We start from the raw sequence: 23,457 nt of genomic DNA on the forward strand, positions 1-23,457 counted from the left end.
TCGGTGCTACCTCGCTTCGATCTCGGCGCGCAGCGCCTTCTTGTCGACTTTCCCGATGGCCGTCAGCGGCAACGACGAGACGGTCCGCACCTCGTCGGGCAACATGAATGCCGCCACATCGCGTCCCGACAGGAACTCCCGGATCTCGGCGAGCCCCAGTCGGTGGCCCGGCAGGTGTTCGGCGGAGGGCACCACCAACGCGCAGATCCGTTCGCTGAGGCTGTCATCGGGGGCGCCGATCACCGCGGCCTGCCGGATCGACGGATGGGCGATCAGGTACTCCTCGACAGCGTCGGCGGCCACGTTCTCGCCGGCGCGCAGAATGGTGTCCTTGATGCGCCCGGTCACCACCAGGTGACCCGAGCCGAGGCGCCGGACGCGGTCGCCAGACCGGTAGAAGCCGTCGGCGGTGAACGACGAGGCGGCCCGCTCGCTACCGCTCCGGAAGTAGGCGCGGATCGTGTACGGCCCCCGCACGAGCAGCTCGCCCTCGTCGCCGTCGGGGACGTCGGTGCCGTTATCGTCGACGATCCGCACCTCGTCTAGCTCCGACATCGGCCGGCCCTGCACCTCGTGCACCAGATCGCGCGGATCGTCGAGCCGGGTGGAACAGATCAGTCCCTCCGCCATGCCGAACACCTGCTGGACGATCGGGCCCAGAGCGGCATCGAGTGCCTGGGCGTCGGCTCGGGCGAGCTTCGATCCGCCGACCTGCAGCAACCGCAACGACGAGATGTCGGCGCTCTCCCACTCGGTGGCCGCGCACCACACCTGGGCGAGCGCGGGTACCAGTGCGGTCACCGTGACGCGGTGCGCCGCGATAATGTCGAAGGCCGCATCCGGGCTCGGGTTGTCGAGGAACACCGCGTGCCCGCCGGCCGACCAGATCCCGAAGATGCCGGGACAGCACAGCGCGAAGTTGTGCGCAGCCGGCAGCGCAGCGAGATAGACGTCGTCCCCGGTGAGCCCGGCAACACCCGCGGACAACTGCGCGTTGAGGGTGTAGTCGTTGTGCGTGCGCGCGATCAGCTTCGGCAGCCCGGTGGTTCCGCCGGAGACCAGCAGGAGCGCGGGCAGGTCGGGATCGACCGGCCCGGGGAGGTCGACCCCGGCGGGATCGGCGTCGGGCATCGGGGCCGCGGCGGAGCCGTCGCCGGTCTCGCCGGTTACGAAGACGTGCGCGACGCCGGGGACCCGCCTGATCAGCTCCTGGCCGAGTTCCCGGTAGTCAAAGCCGCGGGTGGCGTCCTCGGCGAGATAGGCGACCGCACCGGCGCCCGCCGCGAGATGGGCGATCTCGGCGACGCGGTGGGCGGGCAAGGCCATGACGGGCACCAGGCCCGCACGCAGCAATCCCAGCAGGGTGATGGCAAACTGCGCGGAGTTGTGTTGCTGCAGGATAACGCGCTGGCCTGGGCGCAGTCCGGCGGCGACGAACCCGGCGGCCCGAGCGTTCATCGCCCGGCCGAGCTGGGCATAGGTCAGGGTCTGCGGACAGCTCGTCGAGGCGTCGGTGACGGCGGGCCGGTCCGGCGTTTGCCTCGCCGCCCGCTCGATGAGCTGCCACAACGCCCGGTCGGCGAACAGCCCGGCGTCGCGATAGCGCTGCATCGCCGTCGGCGGATGCGGGGTGAAGCCGTCGCGCAGCCCGGCGAACGGGTCGGTATCGGTGGCAGCGGTCATCGCTGCTCAGCCCGCGACGACGAGGTCGGCGGCACAATGCCGGCGGATCTTGCCCGAGGGCGTCTTCGGCAGTTCGCCCCGCCCGATCAGCGTCACCGCCGACACCGGAACGCCCACGACATCGAACACCGCGCGGGCCACCTCGTCGTGGATGCGGCTCACCTGCGCCGAGTCGTGCGCGACGTCGGATTCGGCGACGACCGCAATGCCCTCGCGCCCGTCGCGTCGCCGGATTGCGATCGCGGCCGCGTTGCCCGCGCGGATTCCCTCGACGGTTCCGGCCGCTCGCTCGATCACGGTCGGCGAGAGGTTGCGGCCCGAAACGATGATGATGTCCTTCTTGCGTCCGGCGACCACGATCTCCCCGGCGCCGGTGCGGTAGCCGAGGTCTCCGGTGTCGAGCCACCCCCGCTCGTCGACCGCACTGCAAAAGCCCGTCGGGGTGAGGTAGCGGGAGGTGACCGCTCCCCCGCGCACCAGCACCGTGCCGATGCGGTCGACGGGCAGCTCGGCCTTCTCGTCGTCGACGATCCGGACCTCGATCCCGGGGACCGGGCGGCCCAGCCGGACATGGGTGCGTACCGATTCGCCGACTCGGACCACCGAGCCATCGGCCTCGGCGGCGTGCGCGTCGATCGTGTCCACCGCGAAACGGGTGTGCTGGGAGTCGAAGGAAACCGCGAGGGTGGTCTCGGCCATGCCATAACTGGGCATCATCGCCTCGGGGCGCAGGCCGAATCGCGCCCCCGCGCGCACGAACAGCTCCACCGACTTCTCGTCGATGGGCTCGGCACCGTTGATGGCCACCCGCAGTGACGACAGGTCGTAGGCGCCGTCGGGCGCCCGGCGCAGGCGCTTGGCCAGTACCGCATAGGCGAAGTTCGGCGCCGCCGTGCAGGTGCCGCCGAAGCGCGTGATCAGCTCGGCCCACGATTCGGGCTTGCGCAGGAAGGCCAGCGGAGTGGTGATCACGGCGTCGGCCTGCTCCAGCATCGGCATGAGCAGCAGGCCGATCAGGCCCATGTCGTGGTACAGCGGCAGCCAGCTGACCGCGACGTCGCGGCCGGTCGGTTCGACCGAGGCGAGCATCGCCGCATGGTTGTGCGCGACATTGTCGAAGGTAATGGCGACGGCTTTGGGGGTTCCGGTGCTGCCGGAGGTGAGTTGCAGGATCGCGGTGTCCGGCGCTTCGATATCGACCAGCGGCACCGCATCGTGGCCGGCAAGCGCGGCGACCGGGATGAACCGGGTGCCCACGTCCATGCCCGCATCGGCGAGTGGCTGGGCGAATGGATCGCCCGCGACGAGCGCAGTCGCGCCGAGCATCGCGATGACCTCGCGGGTTTCGTCGAGCCACACCTGCAGGTCGGTGCGCGGTGTCGGCTGGTGAAGCATGGTGAACGACGCGCCGCGCATCCAGATCGCCTGGACAAGATCGGCGACGTCACCGGGGTCGCCGGCGAGAACGGCCACCACGTCCCCCCGCCCGATCCCGGCGTGGGCCAGGCCCGCCGCCAGTTCCGTCGCGTCGTCGCGGACTTGCGCCCAGGTCCGGAAGCGCAGTTGTGCCGGATCGTCGCCGCTGTGCAGCCCGGTGATCGTCGACGCCGGACCGGCCAGCCACACGGGGACGAGGGTGCTCATTCGGGTAGGACCTCCACGGTTGTCGATCGGCACCAGCCACATTCACCTTAGTTAAGGGGAGGCTAAGAAGATGTTGGTTAGGTATACCTTGCAGGATGGGTTGCCGTCTACTACGGTTTGCGGTGACTCTCGCCACGGTCGGCCACCACGCCGGGCCGTGCTCCCGCGCTATTTCCACTCAGGAGGACCTGGTGTCCGATCATGTCGAAGCCACACTCACCGAGATCCTCATCGAGGACCTCGACCTGTCGGAGGATGAGGTGTCCGGTTCAGCCCGGCTCGTCGAGGACCTCGGACTCGATTCGGTCGCGCTGGCGATCGGCGTCGTCGCCATCGAGGAACGCCTCGGGGTCAAGCTCACCGAGCGGGAGATGCTGGCGGCCAAGTCGGTCGACGACCTGCGGCAGCTCGTCCGCGCACGCCTGGCAACGGTCTGACCCGGTGATGACCGGCGCCGCAATCGCCTTGGGCCCGCAGGACCACACCTACCTGCACCTGGACACCCCCAGCCGTCCGATGCACTGGGCGCTGCTATTGCAGTTGGGCGCGGGAGCCCGATTGGACATCGCGACCGTCCGGGACCGTGTCGCCGAGCGCGCCGGGCGCTACCCCCTGTTCCGCACGGGGATCATCGGCGGGCGGTGGCGACGGCCCCGCGTCGTCCAGGTCGGGGCGATCGACGCGCCGGCACAGGTCGGGGCGGCGACGTATACCGACGACGCCGATCTGCACGCCCAAGTGGGCATCCTCATGGGGGCACACCTCGATCGCGGCCGGCCGTTCTGGCACCTGACACTGTTCACCCCGGCCGAGCCGATGTCCGGCGCCGCGCAGTTCTTCCTTCTGTGGGTGCATCACAGCCTCTCCGACGGCATCGCCGGGGCGGCCTTCTCGGCACTGCTGGCCGACGCCGACGACAGCGGTCTCGCCGAGTTCGACCGCTTCACCACTAGCGAGCGCTTCCACCTCAGCGGTATCGACCCCGACGAGCTGGCGACCGCCAAAGCCGCCTTCGGCGAGATCTGGGCAGCCGGGCGGGCCGGGCGGAACTGGCCGCGCCTGCGCCGCTCGGGCCGACGCGAGGCGGTCTGGCACAGTGTGTCCACCCGCGACCTGCGGCGGGCGGCAAACCGCACCGGCGCCTCGGTGCACGAATACCTGCTGGCGGTGGTCGGCGCGACCCTCAGCACGGCGCCACCGGCGGGCACCTCGTCCTCGAATATCCGGGTCACCCTGCCGGTGACGCTGGACAACGAGTTCCGTCACACCGGCAACGCCGTGTCCGTGGCCCTGCTGAACCTGGCCGGCGACGAAACCGCCATCCCGCCGCAACTGGCGTCGGTGCGCGACCAACTGGCACGGATCGAGCGCGACCGCCCCGAGTTGCACCTGGCCGCCGCCGACGACGCACCACGCGCCCCGTGGCCGATCTTTCGCATCCTGTCCGGGGTCTCGATGAACCAGATGTCCCCCGATGCCCATGTCGGGATCAACCCCGGCTTCACCCGGGTGCGCACCGTGCTCGGGGTGCCGATCGACGACCTGACCGCGCTGTCGCCGCTGGTCGGCTATTCGTTCTCGGTGACGATTCTGGTCCTGGGCACCCGCACCAGCTTCGGCATCGTCTACGACGGCGGGGCCCTGCCCGGGTATGGCGAACGCTTCCTCACGACCTTCGCGGCACTGTTGGCCGAGGTTCCGGCCCCATAGCTGGGTGGCCTCTTGTTGAGACAAACTGTACGATTCGTCTCAACAGCGAGGAGACGAAATGCCAACCAGCCCGTCCACCGCCGGCAATGCCGGATTCCCGTCCGCCGTCACCCACGACCAGGCGGTCGCCAACCCGTGGGTACGACGGGCGCGCACCCTGACCCGCAAGCTCACCGGGACGGACCTTTTCCCCGAGCCCGAGCAGCTGGCATCCTTCGCCGCAGAGATGTTCCAGACCGACGCGGTAGCCGAACGTTTCGTCGCCGAGGTCTACGGCTCTCTCGGCGGCGAGGCAGCGCGCACCGTGCTCGACCAGGCGCTGACCGAAGGCATCGACAGCGTCCCCAATCCCCCGCCGGCGATGGCCGACCTCTTCGCGGAGTTCGAGACCGTGCCCGCCTGGGTGGACCCGGATCTCATCGCACAGGGTGAGGGGATCTGGCGCCGCTGGGGCACCGCCCTGTTCAGCGTCGCCGGCGGCGAAACCCTGGAAATGTACACCGAGGCCGCCGTCGCCAAGCCGCTTTCGCTGGCCGGTGGATACGCCGGCGACAACGCACTACGCCGCTTCCTGGAGACGGCGCGCTTCTGGATCGACGTCTCGCAGCCCAACGCCCTGCTCACCCCCGGATCAGCCGGCCGGGCCACCGCCATGCGGGTGCGGGTCATGCACGTGTGGGTCCGGCGCACCGTCGCCGAGCATCCGGAGTGGGACCGCGACCGCTGGGGTGATCCGATCAGCCAGTCCTACCAGCTCTTGACCCTGATGGGCGGCAGCGTGGTGCCGGCCATGGCACTCTGGCTCACCGGGATCCAGACCACCCCGAAGGAAATCCGGGCACTGCTGCACTACCAACGCTATCTGGGCCACCTGCTCGGCGTGCGGACGCAGTGGTACCCCGCGAACATCAGCGAGGCGCTGCGCCTGCTGGCCTTCGTCAACCTGACCCGCAGCTACGACGCCGGCAACGACGGCGCCGAACTCATCGAATCCTTCCCGGCCGCCTTCACGACCAGCGACGCCACCGGCCTGCGCAAACTGCGCGGCAGGTACAACGCCGCCATGTATGCCGCCTACTCGAGCATGTACATGTTCCCGTGGACCCGTCGCAAGTACGACCTGCCCAACCCGCTCCCAGGTCTGGTGCTGATTGCGGCGCGCCTACCGCTCGTCGTCGCCGTCGAAACCCTCCGCCGGGTCTCCCCGACGCTCTCCCGCTGGCACGAGAAGGCGATGTGCCGTCACCGCGAGAGCTGGCACGCCATGCAGATGGCCGGGCGCTCGGCCGACTTCGCACACGGCAAGGGTTTGCGTCGCTGACCCGGTTCCATCCCCGGGTGGTCGGCCGATTGCATTGTGCTCGCCCTTACGCGATAGCGTGACGACGGAGGTAGTGCCGGTGTCTGCAGAGGGGTCCACACCCCGCGAGGAGCCGTCCGACGACAACCATCCCCGCGCAGCGGTGGCCGTGCTGTCGCTGGCCGGGATCGTCGTGGCGCTGATGCAGACCGTCATCGTTCCGCTTATCCCCCAGCTCCCGCACCTGCTGCACGCCCGTCCCGAGCACGCCACCTGGGCATTGACCATCACGCTGCTCGTGGGTGCGGTGATCACCCCGATCGGTGGCCGTCTCGGCGACATGTACGGCAAGCGCCGGATGCTCCTGGCCAGCATGGGTGCGGTTACCGTGGGCTCCGCAGTGTGCGCGGTGTCGAGCTCGTTGCCGCCCTTTCTGCTCGGCCGCGGCCTGCAGGGCCTGGGCTTCGGCACGATCGCGCTGGGCATTTCGGCGATGCGCGACATCGTTCCTACGCGACGCCTGGGCTCCTCCGTGGGTGCCATGAGTGCCTCCCTCGGTATCGGCGGAGCATTGGGACTGCCGTTGGCCGCCGTCATCGCCGAGTTCATCGGCTGGCACATCTTGTTCTGGCTATGCGCCATCGCCGCCGCGCTGGCAGGCGCCGGAATCGCGCGGACCGTCCCGGAGAGCACCCAGCGCGCCGGTGGGCGTTTTGACTTCCTCGGCGCCCTCGGGCTGGCGGCGGTGCTGACCTGCCTGCTGCTGCCACTGTCGATGGGCGCCACCTGGGGGTGGGGTTCACCGCCGACCGTCGGCCTCCTCATCGCCTTCGTTCTGATCGCCGTGGCGTGGGGCGCACACGAACTGCGCCGGGCCGCGCCCCTGATCGATCTGCGCCTGGCGACCGGCCGGCCGGTCCTGCTGACCAACATCGCCTCGATCGCCACCGGCTTCGCCTTCTACTCGATGCAGATCATGCCGATCCAGCTGCTGATGGCCCCAACGAGTAGCGAACTCGGCCTGGGCTATCAGATGGCCGTCGCCGCCCTTGTTCTCGCGCCGAGCGGCATTCTGATGTTCCTCTTCTCTCGGGTGAGTTCCTGGCTCACCGAGCGCTACGGGCCCCGCATAGCGCTGGCCATCGGCGGTGGCGGCCTCGGCCTGGGGTATGCGGTCTTCCTCCTGCCGCTGGCGACCGACGTCCCGTTCACCTGGTGGCTGATGCTGATCAGCTCCGGGATCAGCGGCGCTGGACTCGGCACCGCCTACGCGGCAATGCCGGCGCTGATCATGCGCGCGGTGCCGATCGCGCAGACCGGTGAGGCCAACGGCGTCAATGCCCTCATGCGCGTCATCGGCACCTCGACGTCGGCCGCGCTGGTCGGCACGATCCTCACCTGGTCGATGGTGACGGTACTGGGCACCAACGGACAGCCGACACGGGTGCCCGACGTCGCCGGCTATCTGACCGCCGCCATCATCTCGCTAGCCGCCTGCGTCGCCGCCGCACTGGTGGCGCTGGCGATCCCCGCCCAATCATCGTCCTAGCAAGCCGCCGTGGTCACCAGGACCACGGCGGTTTGCCTCAGCGACGAATCTCTATCTGACTCAGGCCTTGCCGGTCAGCTTGCCGTACTCGATTCCGCCATGCACGTAGGTCGGCACCACCGGCCAGAACCGCTTCCACGGTGCCAGTTCGGTCGACGGCAGAATCTGCAGCCACCGCGGATCGTCCTTGCACGGATCGGCCAGCGTCTTCTCCTTGACCATGGAGTCGTACTGGTCGAGGGAATCCTCGAGCGTGTTCGCATTCGGGCAGATCTCCCGGCCGAACTTCTCGTGGTAGTGCCGCACACCCGGGATCTTCGACAACTCGGGCTGCCAGTTGTCCAGCGAGATCCCGTTCTCCGACGAGACCCAGACACCGTCGGGGGTGTTGATCACCAGGGAATGATTGCCGTCGGTGTGGCCGGGCGTCCACAGCAGGGCGATGCCGGGGCCGAGTTCGATGTCACCCTCGAAGGCGATGAACTTGTCAGGGTCGACGCCACCGAGCCCGCCGTCGACGTACCAGGCCCACTGCATCGGATGCAGGGATTCCAGCGTGGCCAGTTCCCGCGAGTGCACCAGCATCTTCGCGTCGCCGAACAGCGGCTTGCGGGGCTCCTTCTCGCCGTCGATGACCTCGGTGGAGCCGAGGATCATCCGGGGATCCTGAACATGGAGGTGGTCGAAGGTGCAGAAGTCGATGTCGTCGGGTGACAGGCCCAGCTTGTCTAGGACGCTGTCCGGCTCGTCGTAATACTGCAACACCGCCTTTTGCACGATCGATCCGCCGGGAATCTTGTCGATCAGCTTCTGCAGGTCGCGGTAGAACGGCGCCTCCGCCGAGCCCTCGGGCATCGTCGGCTCGAAGACCAGAGTGCGCGGGGTGCCGTTGAAGTCGTCGTACTGGACGACGATCATCCGGTTGATCATCGAAATCAGCGGCAGCGTCGGCACCGACACCGCATCGTGGAAGGCATATTTGACCGGGTACGGCGCAGCCGCGACATCGACGGACTTCACCGCCCGGATCTGTCCCTGTTCCTTGAACCGGACCTTGTAGGCGGCCGCTGCGTCGCGGACCGCCGCGAGGCGTTCGCCGCGGGGCCATACATCGTGTACGCCGTCGAATTCGGGGATCGGCCGGGCACCGATCGCGGCCAGGCGAGCGGTACTGATGTCCGCGTCGGCGCTGGTGGTGGGCTGCTTGGTACTCGTCACTGACCTACTCCTTGCTGGGCTGATGGCTCCCAGCATTCTACTAGTTGCCTACCAAAACTTGCTTTGAGGCGACAGTTTGCCTACCGGCCATCCTCGGCCACCGCTGCCCCGACACGGCGCAGTTCGCGCGGCGACATGGCGAACCAGCGCCGCACCGCATGACTGAGCGAGGATTGTTCGGTGAATCCAACGAGGTTGGCGACTTGCCCCAGCGGCAGGCCGGTGGCCGTGATGTAGCGGTGCGCCGCATCGCGCCGGACGCCGTCGAGGAGTTCGTCGAAAGACACGCCTTCGCCTGACAGCCGCCGCTGCAGGGTCCGCGGATGCAGCGCCAAGAGTCGGGCCACCTGCGGCAGCCCCGGCACCCCGGTCGCCAACAACTCAGCCATGGTCCGCCGGACCTGCGCCGCCGCCGCGACATTGAGATCAGGGTGCTCGCGCGCCAGATGGGCCAGCGCCAGCCGGCTGATCGTCAGGTCCGCGCCGTCGAACCTGCGGTCGAGGACCGCGCGCTCCACTCGAAGTGCCCCGATCGTGGCGTTGAACTGCACGTCGCAACCGAAGAATTCGAGGTATCGCTGCACCGGCGACTGCGGCGAATGCGGGATCTCCACCGAGCGGATGCCTCGCCCATCACCGGCCAGCGCCACGGCCACCCGGTGAAACAAGCCGAGGCCGAGTTCCATCGCCTGCGGCGAATACGGCGACATGAGGAGGTCTTTGCGATAGCTCAGCGCCACCACGCCGCGCGCGGACCGCGGGTCGGGCACGACACCGATCTGCAGCGCCGGACTGTGCACGAAGATGAACCGGGACGAACACCGCAGGGCCTCGGCGAGCGTGGGTGAGGATTCGATCGCCACGGCCAGTGGGCCGAGGATTGTCAGATCCTGCCGCTCGGCGAGCAGCAGGCCGAAGTCGGGGCGCTCGAGTTCGGTCGCCGCCGCGTCGAGCATGCGGTCGTGCGCCGTGATCGAAATCAGCCCGTCGTCACTCGCGAGCGTCACCGGGTTGATCCCGAACCGTGCGAGCAGGCCCTGCGGCTCACCGCCGAGTTCACCGACCAGCGGCACGAAGCCCCGGAGACTGGCGGCGCGAATGAACGGGCCCATGAACCGAGGCTACCGGGGGGTTATCGACCGACGGCGTAATCGCGCGTGGAATGATCGGCGTCACATTCACGCCCGCACCGCCATCGAAGGCGGCAGGTAGGAGTTCTTGATGCGCCGCCGTTCGGCTTTGACCTCATGTGCCGCAGCCGTCGCTGTGCTGATGGCGGCCGCGGTCGCCGCGCCGGGCGCCCACGCCCAGCCGACCCCGTCGTCACAGCCACTGGCCTGCGTCCCGTTGATCGGCACCAACCAGCTGATCCCGCCGCTTCCCGGCATTGCGACCCCGCTGCCCGGCGACAAGGGGCCCGCCGTGTTCACGGTGCTTGCACCGGCGCGGTCCAGCGCCGGACTCCCCGCCGCGGTCCACCTGCGCGACGGAGTCGTCGGCTTCAACAGCTTCATCGAGACCGCTCTGCGCCACGGCTCGCTGTACACCCGCCAGCGCGACTCCACCGGCCCGTGGCGCAAGGTACCGACGCCACCGTGCCTCGATGGGCGGATCGTCGGCGTCTCGGTGAACAACAACATGCTGGTGGCCCTGGACCGCAACGGCTGGATCTACTCGCTCGACAACCTCCTGTCCGCACCGGTGACGTGGAACTGGACCCGCCTGCACGGCGGGCCGATCTGGCTGTGGCCCGGGATGACGGTGCCCACCGACCCCCGGCAGGCGCGCACGTGGTCACTGAGTCACCGCATCTCCCGCAGCTTCACCGATGCGGCCGGTCACACACACCCGCTGACCGCCGGGCTGGTCCAGCTGGTCAGCCTGACCGGCGACGGCTCCCGCATCGTGTACCAGGATCCGTGGTTGCCGGCCGACTACAGCTACGAGATCGGCGGCCCGCTCGGCGGGCGCTTCCGCTCCGAGGCGATCTCGGCGTCGGGCTCGGTCACCTTTGTGATTAACCGCCACGGCGACATGTACACCCGCGAGTACGACCTCGACTTCGCCGGTTCCAACAACATCCCGGAGCGCTACACCTGGCAGCGGCGCGGCATCAACGGCGCCCAAGCCCCCTCCCAGCTCGAGGAGCGGTTCAACCCGGCCTACACCCCGGTGGCACTGCCCGCAAAGGACTGGCGTCATCAGCCGAAAGTCTCGGGCGAAGTGACCTCCCGCATCTCCATCCACGACTCGGGACCAGCCGTCGAGGACCGTGAACTGCGCGTCGAGGGCCGCCAGCACGGGACGACCGGCTTCTGGCACAAGCAACTCTTCGCCCCGGCCTGGCAGTTCACGACGACGGGCGACGCGCTCGCACGCCCGGTTCTCAACGCCGACCCGTCGACCGACCAGTCGGCCCTGACGCTGGCTCCGCCGAGCGGAGTCAACTTTGCCGGCGCACTGCCCGCCGGCTGGCGGCTCTCGACGACAGACTTCGACTGGGCGCAGACCAAGCACCCCATGGTGCTGACGTCGCCGACGGGCCGAAACTACGAGGTTGCGCTGTACACCACCGACGGTCTCCGCTTTCTGCCACGCGGACCGGGCCTGGACGACGAACTGCGCACGATGGATGGCGCACTCGACCTGCGCGCCGCCGAGCCGTGGGCGCCGGACTCGGCCGAACTTCGCCGGTTCATGAAGCAGCACCTGGCGGGTAAGGACATCTTCGAGGTCGGCGTGCAGGTCAGCCGCAACCGCCTTGTTATCGCGCCCGCGGGGCTGCTGACCACACCGCTGGGCACACTGACCAGGCGATAGCCGACCCGGCCTCCACCGGTTCACGCCACCACCAGGGCACCGATCAGCCCAAGTCCGGCGATCCACATGGTGCCCGCGGCACCCAGCAGAAAGGGCCGCGGGCCGACGGCGCGCAGTGCTGCGATCCGCACCCCGGTGCCGAGGGAGAACATGGCGGCGCTCAGCAGTGCGACCTGCACCTGGCCCGCGACGACCAGCACCTGGCCGGGCACGACATCGGCCGAGCGCAGCAAGACACAGACCAGGAAGGCGAACACGAACGCCGGCACCAGCGGCGGCCGCGGCCCCGATCGGGCCTGGCGCCGGCGGCGCAGACTGATCACCGTCATCACCGGCGCCAGCATCAGCACTCGGCCCAGCTTCACGACCACCGCCACCGCGAGCGCCCCCGAACCGATGACCCCGCCGGCCGCTACGACCTGCGCAACCTCGTGGATCGACGCACCCGCCCATACCCCGCCGCGCACCGGACCCAGCTCAAGCAGCCCCACCCCGAGCGGGATCAGCCCCAACAGCGCCGTACCGAAGACGACGACGGTGCCGATCGCCGTGGCGACGTCCTCGTCGTCGGCGTTGATCACGTCATCGACGGCGGCCACCGCGGCCGCGCCGCAGATCGAGGTCCCGCAGGCGATCAGCAACCGCTGAGCCGGACTGAGCCCGAGGAGCTTTCCGGCCCACAATGATCCAGCGAGGCTCAATGCCACGACACCGACGATGACCACGATCCCGCGAGCGCCGAGCCCCACGATGTCGCCGAAGACTAGCTGAAGCCCGAGCAGGGCGACCCCGACCCGCAGCAGCGGCCGTGCCGCCACCGCCAGACCGGGTGCGTAGCGCGGCCCGAGCGGGGCCACGTTGGCCACCGCCGCCCCGGCCACGATCGTCACCAGCAGCGGACTCACCACGGGTACCGCGCCGTGCACCGCCATCGCTGCCGCGCTGGCCGCACCGCAGAGCAGCAGGCCGGGCACGGCCGCCGCGGTCCGCCGCTGGGCCGGTGCGCTGCGGCTGAGTTGTTGAGTCATGCCACCAGCGTGCTGCGGACGCGCGACTGGCAGTAGTCCCCGGCCGGGCATGGGGACATGCAGTTTCGATATACCCCGCCGCACGTCGACGGGTAACCTCACCCCGGTGCACCCCCGCTCACTGCACCTCATCGCACTGGAATTGCTCGTCGGCGTCGACGACCACGGCAGCCTCAGCGCTGCCGCACGCGACCTCCACATGGCACAGCCGAATGCGAGCCGGGCGATCGCGCGCCTCGAGCGACAGCTCGACGTAGTTCTGCTCGAGCGCACGACGAGCGGGTCGACCCTCACTGCGCACGGCACGATCCTGGTCCACTGGGCGCGGGAGACACTGACCGCGGCAACCCAGTTCCTCACCGTCGCCGATGCTCTGCGCGGGGAGCGGGACGCCGAGCTGACGGTGGCCGCCTCACTGACCGTCGCCGAGCACCTGATGCCGCGGTGGCTCGGCGAGTTCCGTGCCGGACACCCCGACACCACCGTGCACCTACAGGTGCAGAACTCCGCCGACGTGCTCGACGCACTCAGCACGGGCGCGTGCGCGGTGGGCTTCGTGGAATCCCCGACGATCCCCACCGGCATGCACAGTGCCGTCGTCGCACACGACCGGCTGGTGGTCATCGTCCCTGCCGGCCATCCCTGGGCCCGCCGGAATCGCCCGCTGGGCCTCGCCGAACTCGCCGGCACCCCCCTGCTGATGCGCGAATCCGGCTCGGGCACCCGCGAGACCCTCGACACCGCGCTGGACGGATATGCGCGGGCAGCACCACTGCTGGAACTGGGCAGCAGCGCCGCCATCACGACCGCCGTCGCCGCCGGCGTCGGACCGGCGGTGCTCAGTACACTCGCCGTGGACGGCGCCGTGCGCGCCGGCACCGCGCGACTGGTCCAGGTCGACGGCCTGCAGGTCGCCCGCGATCTTCGAGCGGTCTGGCGGCCACCGCGCGATCTCGCGGGGCCTGCCGCCGACCTTGTGCGGATCGCGCGCAGTCATCACGACGACACGCCCTCGCATCGCACCGACCCGCCCGGACACCACTGACACCCATCCCGCGCCGGCGTCCTGTTCGCCTGGGTCCGGTTCGGTGCACCCCGGCACCACTTCGCCGGCAATCAGCCCAGCCTCACCTTCCATGCGGTTGCATCGGTGATCTGCGAAGATCGCGCCATGAAAAGGGTAAAAGCGGCGATTACGAACTACCCGCTCGTATTCCTCACCGTGGTGGTCGGCGTCACCGGTCTAGTGCTGCTGGCCACGCCGGCACACGACTACGCCGCCAGACTGGTCGGCGGCTACGCCCTGGCGATTGCCGCCGTCGAAGCAGTCGGCATGGTCCGCCAACTGATCCGCGGGCACGCCGGCCTCGATTTGCTCGCCGTTACCGCAATCGTCTCCGCCGTCCTGGTCGGCGAATCCTGGGCGGCGCTCGTCGTCGTGTTGATGCTCACCGGCGGAACCGCGTTGGAGGACTACGCGCAGAATCGGTCGAAGCGAGAGTTGACCGCGCTGCTGCACAAGGCACCGCAACAGGGCACGAGACTGCTCACCGACGACCCCGGGGCAGGCCTCGATGCCGCCGCGAGCGAAGTCGTGCCCGCCGACAAGATCGCCCACGGCGACCTGCTCCTCGTCCGGCCCGGCGAGGTGGTGCCCGTCGACGCCGTGTTGCTCGCGGAGCACGCGGTATTCGATGAGTCCTCCCTCACCGGGGAAAGCCTGCCGGTCGAGCGCCGGGCTGGGGAGAAGGTCTCCAGCGGGGCGGTGAACGGCGCCGCCGCCGTGGTGGTCCGCGCGGTCGCCGCGGCGCGCGACAGCGAGTACCAGCAGATCGTGCGGTTGGTCGAACAGGCTGCGAACAGCAAGGCCCCGGTGGTGCGGCTCGCCGATCGTTACGCCCTGCCATTCACCGTGGTGTCACTGTTCATCGCCGGCATCGCCTGGGCCGTGAGCGGGGAGGCGGTTCGTTTTGCCGAGGTCCTCGTCGTCGCCACCCCTTGTCCGCTCCTTATTGCCGCCCCGGTCGCCTTCCTCGGCGGCATGAGCCGCGCCGCGCACAGCGGCCTAATCGTCAAGGGCGGGGGCACCCTCGAACAGCTCGCCCGAGTCCGGTCCGCCGCCTTCGACAAGACCGGGACCCTGACCACCGGACACCCCGAACTGGTGCGGATCCTCCCGGCCCCGGGCTTCACCGCCGACCGCGTTCTCCAGCTCGCCGCATCGGCCGAGGTGTACTCCTCCCACGTCCTCGCCAGTTCGGTGGTGACCGTCGCCAAGGCGACCGACGCGCTTCCGCTCCTGGACATCGCGCATGCCGAAGAACTCGCCACCAACGGGGTCATGGCCGAGTTCCACGAGCCCGGCGATCCCCCGGCCACCCGGGTGATCCGCGTCGGGAAGCCAACCTGGATCGCCCAATCGGCACCGGATATGACGATCGCCGACCTGAATCCCGGCGAGCTCGCCATCTACACCGCCCTCGACGACGAATACGCCGGTGTCATCATCATGCGCGACCGGATCCGGCCCGATGCCGCGCAGGCGATCGCCGACCTGCGACGACTCGGCGTCGAGCGAACCGTAATCGTGACCGGCGATGTCGCCGCCACCGCCGGGCCGATTGCCGAGGCCGCCGGGATCGATGAGGTCCATGCGTCCTGCCACCCGGCGGACAAGGTTCAGCTCGTCGGCGACATTTCACCGCGGCCGGTCCTGATGGCCGGCGACGGCCTGAACGACGCCCCCGTTCTCGCCGCAGCCGACATCGGCTTCGCGATGGGTGCCCGCGGTTCGACGGCGGCCAGCGAATCGGCCGACGTGGTCAACCGCTACGACAACCTTTCCGGCCTCCCCCGCGCCGTCCGCATCGGACAGGACACCGTCCGCATCGCTCTGCAGAGCATTTGGGTGGGCATCGCGATCAGCGTCGGGCTCATGCTGGTCGCCGCGTTCGGCTACCTGCCCGCGCTGATCGGCGCGTGGCTACAGGAGGGCGTGGACCTCATCGCCATCCTCGGCGCCCTGCGGGCAATGGGCCCGCGTTCCGAGCGCCGCAAGCCGGCCGATCCGGTCAGCCGATCGGCCGGTTACTCGGCACCTGCAACCAGCTCGGGGAGCTCGGATCGATCAACACGTGCTCGGGCTTGAGCCGCGAGTCGTTCGAGATCGGGCCGAATGACACCGCCCGGGGCGCGTTGAACGCGTAGACGCTGACACGCAGACGGTGACCCCTCTTGAGTAGCGCGTCGGTGCCGAGCAGCCCAATGTCCAGGAACTGCTTGGCCCCCGGCTTCACCGTGTCGCGCTTGAACGCGTCGAGTGAGTAGATCGGGTCCACCACATCTCCGTTGGGCGCATAGTGCGAGCGCGCCTGGTCGATCTGGTTGCGGATCGAGACCGTCAGGGAGCCCGTGGTCAGGGCCTGCGACGACCCATCCGGCGCAACATCGCTGACCACGGCGGCGAAGAACCCGTCCTTGGCGTCGACCTGGGTCTTCACGTGCAGGTTAATCGCTCCGTTGATGGAGGTCGGCTCCGACACCGGCGCCGAGGTGAAGGTCAACGCGCCACGTTCGGCGGTCCGATTGTCCTTGCTGCAGAAGTCGAGCCAGCTGAGGGCACCAAGCTGATCGCGGTTGGTATCGCTCGAGCACAGCGTCGTGATGCCGGGGGCGACCGTCCACTTCGCGGCGCGCGTGGGCGCGCCAGCAGCCAGCGAACCATCGGCGATCGACGTCGGGGAGGTGCCGGTGCGCTGCGCCGTCAAGTACAGGCGACGGTGCACCTGATCGGGTCGCGGGAAGGACGTGGACTGCACCCAGCCCCCGCCTTGCTGATGACTGGTGGCCGGGGCGTACTGGTCGACGTGGTTGTCAATGCCCTTGATCCACTTGTCGAACCACGCGCGCTGCAAGATGTTCCAGGACGGCGGCTGGCCGGGCTCGCCCCGGGTATCCCAACCGTTGGTCACGTGCCGCCCGGTGCTCATCAGCATCTTCTTCTGACTCAGCGGCAGTCCGCTGAGCTGGTCGAGCGTGCGCCATTCCATGTTCGTAAACAGGTCCTGCCACCCGCCGACGACAAACGTCGGCACCTGCACGGCAGCGGCATCGGTGGTAAGTGCGTTGCGATAGGCCGAGTTCATCTGCACGATCTGTTTGGTTCGCCCACTCAGCGAATCAGTTGATTTCGCGAACAGTCCCTGCAGGTACTCGGGAACGAAGACGGCCGGGTTGTTGATCCGGTCGCGCAGCCAGATCGGATCGAACTCGCCCCGGAACAGACTGGGCACGTCCGGGATGGTCTTCGTGTAGTTCACCACCAGCAACCACGTTGCCAGGAAGCCGGCGCCATAGCCGGATCCCGGCGCAACGACGTCGGCGACGATGTCGGTCATCGGCGCGGCGGGGAAGAGCGCCTTCAGACCGCGCGGGTGTTTCGACGCCGCCTGCAGCTGGTTCACCGCCGAATACGAATAGCCGGACATCCCCAGCTCGCCATTGGAGTAGGAGCGGGTCCGTGCCCACTCGAGCACCTCGAGGGTGTCCTGGCGCTCGCGAGGCCCGAAAACGTCCCAGACGCCCTGGGACGTTCCGGTGCCGCGAACGTCGACGACCATCTGGGTGTACCCGCTGCGCACCAGGTTCGGATCAAAGGCGAAGGAGCTGACGAACCCGCCGTTGGCCACCTTGAGCAGTTGCTCCATGCCCGAGATAGGAGTCCCGGACAGGTTGATGCTGGCAAAAAAGTCGAGCACCGGCTTGGAGAGGCCGGGAACGTTCATGGCCACTGCCGCCAATCGGCTGACCAGTTTGTTATACGGCGTCAAGTTGACGATTACGGGATTCTTGTCAGCGGTGGCACGGCCGGCGGCGTCGGCCGGCCGGAAGATATCCGCGCGTAGGATGGTCCCGTCCGACATCCGGATCGGGACGCTCGACGCAGCGCTGATCCCTGCGTAGCGCGTCGGCCCGAAGTAGGTCTTGGTGAATTGCGGCGGGTTGATGCCCAGCGCCGTGGCCTGCGCCGGCGGCGCCTGGGCAACGCCAATCGCAATAGCCGACGCGACGACGACCGTCGCCAGTCGGCTGACAAGCTTATACATCCGAGACCCCCATGAGCTGTTCGCAGTCAGCGCATGTGATTCCCCACCACGCACCTAAGCCGTGTGACTTGAATCGCAGATTACTACTGGACGGTAGCTAGTGTCAAGGTGAGAGCAACCTGAGAAACGGCGAAGCGGACATCCGCCCCCGGGCCGCCGCTCAGCCCACCCGGAGCGGGTCGGCTGCCGATCGGGAAATGCGCGAACCTCCCGCCGGATGCTGCGGAAGTGGAGGCGTCTCAGACCATCGTTGTCGTCGCTGCGGCAGCGCGACCCGAACTCACGAGCGTGATATGTGCGCTGCTCGGGGACCGTCGGACCGAGCCGCGCGCCACCGCCTCGGGACCGTCGTTACCGGTCGGTCGCGGACGACGGTGCGGTCGGAGATTCTGCCGACGGCGCCTTCGGGGATTCTACCGACGGCGCCTTCGCGGATTCCGCGGAACGAGCGCGTTTCTTGCGGTACGGGCAGCGAAGTTCGAACGCCCCGGCATACTGCCCGGCGACGAAGATATCCCCGGTGTAGTAGCCCCGTCCCCGCGCGGTGATGTAATCGGTCACCGGGAGCCCCTTGTAGTCGATCCGCCACCGACGGGGGCCGACACTGCGCACGGTTCCGCCAACGATCTCCCCGGCAACCGTACGATTGATCAGGCGTCCTTTACCGTCGAACACCTTGCCGTACCAGATCGTCCCCGCCGCCCAGGGATACGTCGACGACGTTCCGGGGCAGAACCCGGTCGGCGCAGGTCGCGGTGACGCGTGAACCGGTCCCGCGAAGACGGCGGCTGCGATCAGCGCCAAGAACATGGCGAGAGTAGCGGTGACTGTGGACATACGCATGCCCCGATGATACCCGGTGCGCGATATGACCCGAATCGGCGTAGTTGAACCACGGCAGGTTGAACCACGGCAGGTCTTCGCGTCCCCGAGCCCCGACACCTCGAAAAAGAGGTCGCGACTCAACTGCGGAAGCGGAGGGATTTGAACCCCCGGTGGTTTTACCCACGCTCGCTTTCAAGGCGAGTGCATTCGGCCGCTCTGCCACGCTTCCTTCGGGCTCCAAGGCTAGCCGACCAGCACCGATGATCAACACACCGGACTCCCGTGCGGTTTCGTCGGCGCAACGTCGATCTGGGTGGGATTGACGAAACACCGGCGTACGACCAGCATCGAGGACATGCGTGCCATTGCTTGTCACCACGACGAATTGACCATCACCGATGTCCCCGTACCCGACATCGCAAACAACGAGGTCCTCATCCGGGTCGCCGCAGCCGGCGTCAACCGCGCCGATCTACACCAGCGGCGCGGCAACTATCCGCCGCCACCGGGAGCGAGCGAGATCCTCGGCGTAGAAGTATCGGGCACCGTGGTCGAGGTCGGCGAGCACATCACCGAGTTCCGGATCGGCGACCACGTATGCGCACTGCTGGCCGGCGGCGGCTACGCCGAGTTCGCGGCCGTCCCCGCCGCCCAGGTGATCCCGGTACCGAACGCCATCGAATCGCACGCCGCCGCAGCACTTCCCGAAGCCGCTTGCACCGTCGTCTCCAACCTCGTCCTGACCGCGCACCTACAGCCCGGCGAGACCCTCCTCATCCACGGCGGCAGTAGCGGAATCGGCACGCACGCCATCCAGCTCGCCAAACATCTCGGGGCCCGCGTCGCGGTCACCGCGCGCACCCCGGAGAAGTTGGCCGCCTGCCGCGAGCTCGGCGCAGACCTTGCGATCAACTACGCCGACGAGGACTTCGCCGCCGTCCTCGCAGCCCACGGTGGCGCAGATGTCATTCTCGACATCGTCGGCGGCAACTACCTGGAAGCCAATATCACCGCATTGAACACCGGTGGCCGGCTCGTCATCATCGGCATGCAGGGCGGGTCGAGGGGCACCCTGGACATCGGGCAGCTCCTCGCCAAGCGCGCCACCGTCGCGGGCACCACGCTCCGCTCCCGGCCCACTTACGGCGACGGAAGCAAGGCTGAAATCGTTGCCGCCACCCTGGAACTGACCTTGCCGCTGCTCGCCAACGGCACGATCAGACCGGTTGTCGATTCGGTGTTTCCGCTGGCCGCGGCGGCCGAAGCCCATGCTCGGCTCGAAAGCGGCGACGCCATCGGCAAGGTCCTACTCATCGTCGCCGACGACGAGTAACGCGGTCAGCCTTCCTCTGGTGCAGGGTCGGCGAGAACCTCGCCCGCCTCGTCCGCCAGACGCTGGAACAGCGTGCCGAAAGTGCAGAAGTCGTCCTCGCCGAGAACGGCCACGACGTGCTCGCGCACCTGCGCGTCCCGGCATTCGACGATCTGGGTCAGGTGCTCTCGGCCCGCCGCGGTGAGCCGAACCCAACGGTGGCGCGCATCGTCACCCCGCACCTCGTCGACCCGCTCGACCCACCCCTGCTCGACGAGCCGCCCGATCTGGCGCGACACGGTGCTCATCTGAATGTGAGTCGCCGAAGCGATGTCGGAGATGCGGAGGCGCCGCTCGCGGCCGAGTACCTCGAGGACCCGGAGATCAGACGGTGCAGAGAAGCCCGCGTCGGACAGCCCCTGGTTGATCATGGCCAGCACCTTCCAGCCACCGTCCAGGACTGCCCGCCACGACCTGCGCTGCTCCGGGGTCAGCGCCCCGAAGGCGACTCCCGCACCCGGCGCGTCGTCGGATTGTTCATCGTAAAAGTCCTGCACCCGAGTCATCTGCTCATTCACCTCCCTGAAACCAGGATTATAAATGACACTGCGCAGTCGATCGCCCGACTCCGCAGATCAGCAGCGCCCGCTAAGCCAACGACCCCACCGTTCGAACGAGGTGGTCAACCTCGTACGGGGTCGAGTACGGACCCAGGCCGACGGTCACCGCACCCCCCTCGTCGTCGACGCCGAGTTGCTTGAGCGCAGGACTCGGCACCCCGGCCAGGGCCCGGATACCGTTGTCGGCCAACCGCTGCACGACCCGGTCGGCGGGGACACCGTCGACCATGAAACTGGCGATCGGAACGCGATGCTCGGATACGCCCAGAACACGGACCGCCGACAGGCTCTCAAGAGAATTGACGAGGTAGTAGTCGAGTCGCTGCAGGTACTCGTAGAGCGCGTCCATCGACGTGGTCAGCCGGCGGCGCCGCTTACCCAGCGCCGTCTCATCGAGGTCGGCGAGATGCTCAACCGACGCCCCAAGGCCGGCCAACAGCCCCCCGCCCGGCGACGCCACCAGTTCGAGACGGGCCGGACCGATAGCGCCGCTGTCGAGCGCGATCGACTCGAGGTCATCGATGCGCGCCGGATCGGCGAACACCATCGCCGCCAATCGTGGTCCGCCCCATCGGTGCGCCGAGACGATGAGCACGTCGGCACCGAGCTCGGTGATGTCCAGTGGCAGGTAGGGCGCGGCAGCGGTGCCGTCGACGACGAACAGCGCACCGGCGTCGCGCACTCTGGGGGCGATCTCGGAGATGTCGGTGACGGCCCCCGTCGTCGACGACGCGAGCGGCGCGGCAACGACCTTCGTCGCGTCGCCGATCGCGCCCAGATACTGGTCGATCGGAATCGTCCCCGTCTCGATATCGGTCTCGGCCCAGCGGATCCGGGCACCGAACGCCTGCGCACGCCGCTCCCACGGAACAATGTTGGCCAGGTCGCTGTCACGAGAGAGCAGGACCTCGGTACCCCACCAGGCCTGCGTCCCGAACGCATCGACCAGGCCACTCACCAGGTGCGCTGCCGACGGGCCGAGCACCACCCCCGCGGGGTCGCCCTTCACCAGGTCCGCAATCGCGCGCCGCGCCGACACGACCGCATCGGCCATGGCCCGGGCCCCGGGGTTCGCCGAGCCCGGGTCGGAGACGAGCTGCCGGAACCCCGAGGAAACGGCCGAAGCCACCGACGCCGGAATCGACATCCCGGCCTGCGGGTCGAGCCTGATCCAGCCGTCGCCCAGGGTGGGGAACAACCCACGGGCATGGGCGACGTCGAACGGCATAGGAACACGATAGCCGTCGCCCCCGACCCGAGGTCAGACTCCAGTGACACAATGGTCGCCATGACTCACGGCTTCGGAACCCCGATTCCCCTCCCCGGCGACGAGGCGCCGGGACAGATCATCGTGGTCGGCGGCGGCGACGGGGCGGAGGGCGGCGAAGCAGTGGGCATCACCGACCTCGTCGAGCAGCCGGCGAAGGTGATGCGGATCGGCTCGATGATCAAGCAGCTCCTCGAGGAGGTGAAGTCCGCACCCCTGGACGACGCGTCGCGCAACCGCCTGCGCGACATCCACCGCTCCTCGATCCGTGAACTCGAAGACGGTCTGGCCCCCGAACTCCAGGAGGAGCTCGAGCGGCTGGCCCTGCCGTTCAGCGACGACGCCACCCCGTCGGATGCCGAGCTGCGCATCGCCCAGGCCCAGCTCGTCGGATGGCTCGAAGGACTGTTCCACGGCATCCAGACAGCGCTGTTCGCCCAGCAGATGGCCGCTCGCGCACAACTCGAGCAGATGCGGCAGGGCGCACTTCCCGGTCCCGGCAGTGGTCCTGCCCACCCGCCGGGGCCAGGTCAATACCTCTAACACTTGTATGCTGGGTAGCCGTGTCAATAGCAGCTGATGGGCGGGTGATCCCACCCGCCCCGGAAGTGTCGGATTCGCGGACGTTCCGACGGGCCTTCGCCGACCTCCAAGATGGCCTGTACAGCTCCGAACTCTGGCTGCACCTGGGGTGGACGGACATCAAGCAGCGCTATCGCCGATCCCTGCTCGGACCACTCTGGATCACCGTCGCGACCGGCGTCACCGCCATCGCGATGGGCCTTCTCTACGGCACGTTGTTCGGGTTCTCAATCAAAGAGTTCCTGCCCTACGTCATCCTCGGCCTAATCTTCTGGAACTTCATCCAGAACTCCATCCTCGAGGGCGCGGTGGTCTTCTCCACCAACGAAGGGCTGATCAAACAGCTGCCCGCGCCGATCAGCGTGCACGTCTACCGCGTGGTATGGCGCCAACTCATCATCTTCGCTCACAACATCGTCATATTCCTGGTGGTGGTAGCGGTCTTCCGGCCGCCGATCACCTGGTCGGCGCTGTTGTTCTTCCCCGCGATAGCGCTATTCGTGCTCAATGCGATCTGGGTGACCATCGTCTTCGGAATCCTCTCGACACGGTTCCGCGACATCTCCCAGCTCACGGCGACAGTCGTTCAGTTGGCCTTCTTCATGACGCCGATCATCTGGCGGCTTGGCCCGGAGGTGGGCAACAAAGTCGGCAGCCGGGCCCGGCTGGTCGAGCTCAATCCGCTCTACCACTACATCGAGATCACTCGCGGACCACTCCTCGGTGAGCATGTGGCCTTCTACCATTGGGGAATCGTCATGGCCTGCACCGTCGTCGGGTGTGCCGCAGCACTG

19 protein-coding genes and 1 tRNA gene are annotated in these 23,457 nt (G+C 68.3%); 10 read left to right on the forward strand and 10 right to left on the reverse strand.

Features of this window, described 5'->3' with window-relative positions; translation table 11 throughout:
- Positions 1–6: 6 nt before the first annotated feature.
- Positions 7–1,683 carry a (2,3-dihydroxybenzoyl)adenylate synthase gene (locus B4M62_RS12875; RefSeq protein WP_290713634.1) on the reverse strand — a complete coding sequence of 559 codons (1,677 nt, stop codon included), beginning with the start codon at positions 1,681–1,683 and terminating at the stop codon, positions 7–9.
- 6 nt (positions 1,684–1,689) lie between these two features.
- A complete protein-coding gene (locus B4M62_RS12880) occupies positions 1,690–3,327 on the reverse strand; it encodes a long-chain-fatty-acid--CoA ligase (RefSeq protein WP_290713638.1) in 1,638 nt (545 codons plus the stop codon).
- 95 nt (positions 3,328–3,422) lie between these two features.
- Between B4M62_RS12880 and B4M62_RS12885 the strand changes: the two genes are divergently transcribed.
- From B4M62_RS12885 to B4M62_RS12900, 4 genes are all read left to right on the forward strand, one after another.
- On the forward strand, positions 3,423–3,764 hold the full coding sequence (locus B4M62_RS12885; protein WP_290713641.1) for an acyl carrier protein: 342 nt from the start codon (positions 3,423–3,425) through the stop codon (positions 3,762–3,764).
- 7 nt (positions 3,765–3,771) lie between these two features.
- Positions 3,772–5,037, forward strand: coding sequence for a wax ester/triacylglycerol synthase domain-containing protein (locus B4M62_RS12890; protein ID WP_290713677.1), 1,266 nt, complete (start codon positions 3,772–3,774; stop codon positions 5,035–5,037).
- A gap of 58 nt (positions 5,038–5,095) precedes the next feature.
- Positions 5,096–6,358 (forward strand): oxygenase MpaB family protein, encoded by a 1,263-nt coding sequence (locus B4M62_RS12895; protein WP_290713644.1) that lies wholly within the window; start codon positions 5,096–5,098, stop codon positions 6,356–6,358.
- 148 nt (positions 6,359–6,506) lie between these two features.
- Positions 6,507–7,886: an MFS transporter gene (locus B4M62_RS12900; protein WP_414651845.1), complete on the forward strand. Its 1,380-nt coding sequence runs from the start codon at positions 6,507–6,509 to the stop codon at positions 7,884–7,886.
- 60 nt (positions 7,887–7,946) lie between these two features.
- On the opposite strand, the gene B4M62_RS12905 is transcribed toward B4M62_RS12900, so the two are convergent.
- Together B4M62_RS12905 and B4M62_RS12910 are read right to left on the reverse strand one after the other, a co-directional pair.
- Complete coding sequence (locus B4M62_RS12905) at positions 7,947–9,104, reverse strand: hypothetical protein (RefSeq protein WP_290713650.1); 1,158 nt, start codon at positions 9,102–9,104, stop codon at positions 7,947–7,949.
- A gap of 80 nt (positions 9,105–9,184) precedes the next feature.
- Complete coding sequence (locus tag B4M62_RS12910) at positions 9,185–10,216, reverse strand: AraC family transcriptional regulator (protein WP_290713652.1); 1,032 nt, start codon at positions 10,214–10,216, stop codon at positions 9,185–9,187.
- A gap of 109 nt (positions 10,217–10,325) precedes the next feature.
- Here B4M62_RS12910 and B4M62_RS12915 point away from each other — a divergent pair, with 109 nt between their 5' ends.
- Positions 10,326–11,924, forward strand: a complete 1,599-nt coding sequence (locus B4M62_RS12915; RefSeq protein ID WP_290713654.1) for a hypothetical protein — start codon at positions 10,326–10,328, stop codon at positions 11,922–11,924.
- Positions 11,925–11,944: 20 nt separating this feature from the next.
- On the opposite strand, the gene B4M62_RS12920 is transcribed toward B4M62_RS12915, so the two are convergent.
- Positions 11,945–12,952 carry a YeiH family protein gene (locus tag B4M62_RS12920; RefSeq protein ID WP_290713656.1) on the reverse strand — a complete coding sequence of 336 codons (1,008 nt, stop codon included), beginning with the start codon at positions 12,950–12,952 and terminating at the stop codon, positions 11,945–11,947.
- Positions 12,953–13,058: 106 nt separating this feature from the next.
- On the opposite strand from B4M62_RS12920, the gene B4M62_RS12925 reads away from it, so the two are divergent.
- Positions 13,059–13,997, forward strand: a complete 939-nt coding sequence (locus B4M62_RS12925; protein WP_290713658.1) for a LysR family transcriptional regulator — start codon at positions 13,059–13,061, stop codon at positions 13,995–13,997.
- Between the two features lie 126 nt (positions 13,998–14,123).
- Complete coding sequence (locus B4M62_RS12930; protein ID WP_290713660.1) at positions 14,124–16,100, forward strand: heavy metal translocating P-type ATPase; 1,977 nt, start codon at positions 14,124–14,126, stop codon at positions 16,098–16,100.
- Here B4M62_RS12930 and B4M62_RS12935 read toward each other — a convergent pair.
- The 3 genes from B4M62_RS12935 to B4M62_RS12945 all read right to left on the reverse strand — a co-directional run bounded on the left by B4M62_RS12935 (position 16,024) and on the right by B4M62_RS12945 (position 19,111).
- Positions 16,024–18,057 (reverse strand): CocE/NonD family hydrolase, encoded by a 2,034-nt coding sequence (locus B4M62_RS12935; RefSeq protein WP_290713662.1) that lies wholly within the window; start codon positions 18,055–18,057, stop codon positions 16,024–16,026. The genes B4M62_RS12930 and B4M62_RS12935 overlap by 77 nt on opposite strands.
- A gap of 351 nt (positions 18,058–18,408) precedes the next feature.
- Complete coding sequence (locus B4M62_RS12940) at positions 18,409–18,900, reverse strand: hypothetical protein (protein WP_290713664.1); 492 nt, start codon at positions 18,898–18,900, stop codon at positions 18,409–18,411.
- Between the two features lie 126 nt (positions 18,901–19,026).
- A tRNA-Ser gene (locus B4M62_RS12945) sits at positions 19,027–19,111 on the reverse strand.
- Between the two features lie 126 nt (positions 19,112–19,237).
- Here B4M62_RS12945 and B4M62_RS12950 point away from each other — a divergent pair.
- The gene (locus B4M62_RS12950) at positions 19,238–20,215 is read left to right on the forward strand and encodes an NAD(P)H-quinone oxidoreductase (RefSeq protein ID WP_290713667.1); all 978 of its coding nucleotides are present in this window, start codon (positions 19,238–19,240) and stop codon (positions 20,213–20,215) included.
- Positions 20,216–20,220: 5 nt separating this feature from the next.
- Here B4M62_RS12950 and B4M62_RS12955 read toward each other — a convergent pair whose 3' ends face one another.
- Together B4M62_RS12955 and B4M62_RS12960 are read right to left on the reverse strand one after the other, a co-directional pair.
- The gene (locus B4M62_RS12955) at positions 20,221–20,760 is read right to left on the reverse strand and encodes a MarR family winged helix-turn-helix transcriptional regulator (RefSeq protein ID WP_290713669.1); all 540 of its coding nucleotides are present in this window, start codon (positions 20,758–20,760) and stop codon (positions 20,221–20,223) included.
- Between the two features lie 82 nt (positions 20,761–20,842).
- Positions 20,843–22,042 carry an aminotransferase class V-fold PLP-dependent enzyme gene (locus B4M62_RS12960; RefSeq protein ID WP_290713671.1) on the reverse strand — a complete coding sequence of 400 codons (1,200 nt, stop codon included), beginning with the start codon at positions 22,040–22,042 and terminating at the stop codon, positions 20,843–20,845.
- A gap of 60 nt (positions 22,043–22,102) precedes the next feature.
- Here B4M62_RS12960 and B4M62_RS12965 point away from each other — a divergent pair, with 60 nt between their 5' ends.
- Complete coding sequence (locus tag B4M62_RS12965) at positions 22,103–22,624, forward strand: bacterial proteasome activator family protein (RefSeq protein WP_290713673.1); 522 nt, start codon at positions 22,103–22,105, stop codon at positions 22,622–22,624.
- 20 nt (positions 22,625–22,644) lie between these two features.
- The coding region (locus B4M62_RS12970; RefSeq protein ID WP_414651844.1) for an ABC transporter permease at positions 22,645–23,457 on the forward strand (813 nt) is incomplete at its 3' end.

This window comes from Gordonia sp. UBA5067 (genome assembly GCF_002414845.1).
In the GTDB taxonomy this organism is placed as follows: Bacteria; Actinomycetota; Actinomycetes; order Mycobacteriales; family Mycobacteriaceae; genus Gordonia; species Gordonia defluvii.

Bases quoted from the DNA above. Each gene is read 5' to 3' on its own strand.
- B4M62_RS12875 (WP_290713634.1), bottom strand. From the start codon at position 1,683: ATGACCGCTGCCACCGATACCGACCCGTTCGCCGGGCTGCGCGACGGC.
- B4M62_RS12880 (WP_290713638.1), bottom strand. From the start codon at position 3,327: ATGAGCACCCTCGTCCCCGTGTGGCTGGCCGGTCCGGCGTCGACGATC.
- B4M62_RS12885 (WP_290713641.1), top strand. From the start codon at position 3,423: ATGGGTTGCCGTCTACTACGGTTTGCGGTGACTCTCGCCACGGTCGGC.
- B4M62_RS12890 (WP_290713677.1), top strand. From the start codon at position 3,772: ATGACCGGCGCCGCAATCGCCTTGGGCCCGCAGGACCACACCTACCTG.
- B4M62_RS12895 (WP_290713644.1), top strand. From the start codon at position 5,096: ATGCCAACCAGCCCGTCCACCGCCGGCAATGCCGGATTCCCGTCCGCC.
- B4M62_RS12910 (WP_290713652.1), bottom strand. From the start codon at position 10,216: ATGGGCCCGTTCATTCGCGCCGCCAGTCTCCGGGGCTTCGTGCCGCTG.
- B4M62_RS12915 (WP_290713654.1), top strand. From the start codon at position 10,326: ATGCGCCGCCGTTCGGCTTTGACCTCATGTGCCGCAGCCGTCGCTGTG.
- B4M62_RS12920 (WP_290713656.1), bottom strand. From the start codon at position 12,952: ATGACTCAACAACTCAGCCGCAGCGCACCGGCCCAGCGGCGGACCGCG.
- B4M62_RS12930 (WP_290713660.1), top strand. From the start codon at position 14,124: ATGAAAAGGGTAAAAGCGGCGATTACGAACTACCCGCTCGTATTCCTC.
- B4M62_RS12935 (WP_290713662.1), bottom strand. From the start codon at position 18,057: ATGTATAAGCTTGTCAGCCGACTGGCGACGGTCGTCGTCGCGTCGGCT.
- B4M62_RS12940 (WP_290713664.1), bottom strand. From the start codon at position 18,900: ATGCGTATGTCCACAGTCACCGCTACTCTCGCCATGTTCTTGGCGCTG.
- B4M62_RS12950 (WP_290713667.1), top strand. From the start codon at position 19,238: ATGCGTGCCATTGCTTGTCACCACGACGAATTGACCATCACCGATGTC.
- B4M62_RS12955 (WP_290713669.1), bottom strand. From the start codon at position 20,760: ATGACTCGGGTGCAGGACTTTTACGATGAACAATCCGACGACGCGCCG.
- B4M62_RS12960 (WP_290713671.1), bottom strand. From the start codon at position 22,042: ATGCCGTTCGACGTCGCCCATGCCCGTGGGTTGTTCCCCACCCTGGGC.
- B4M62_RS12965 (WP_290713673.1), top strand. From the start codon at position 22,103: ATGACTCACGGCTTCGGAACCCCGATTCCCCTCCCCGGCGACGAGGCG.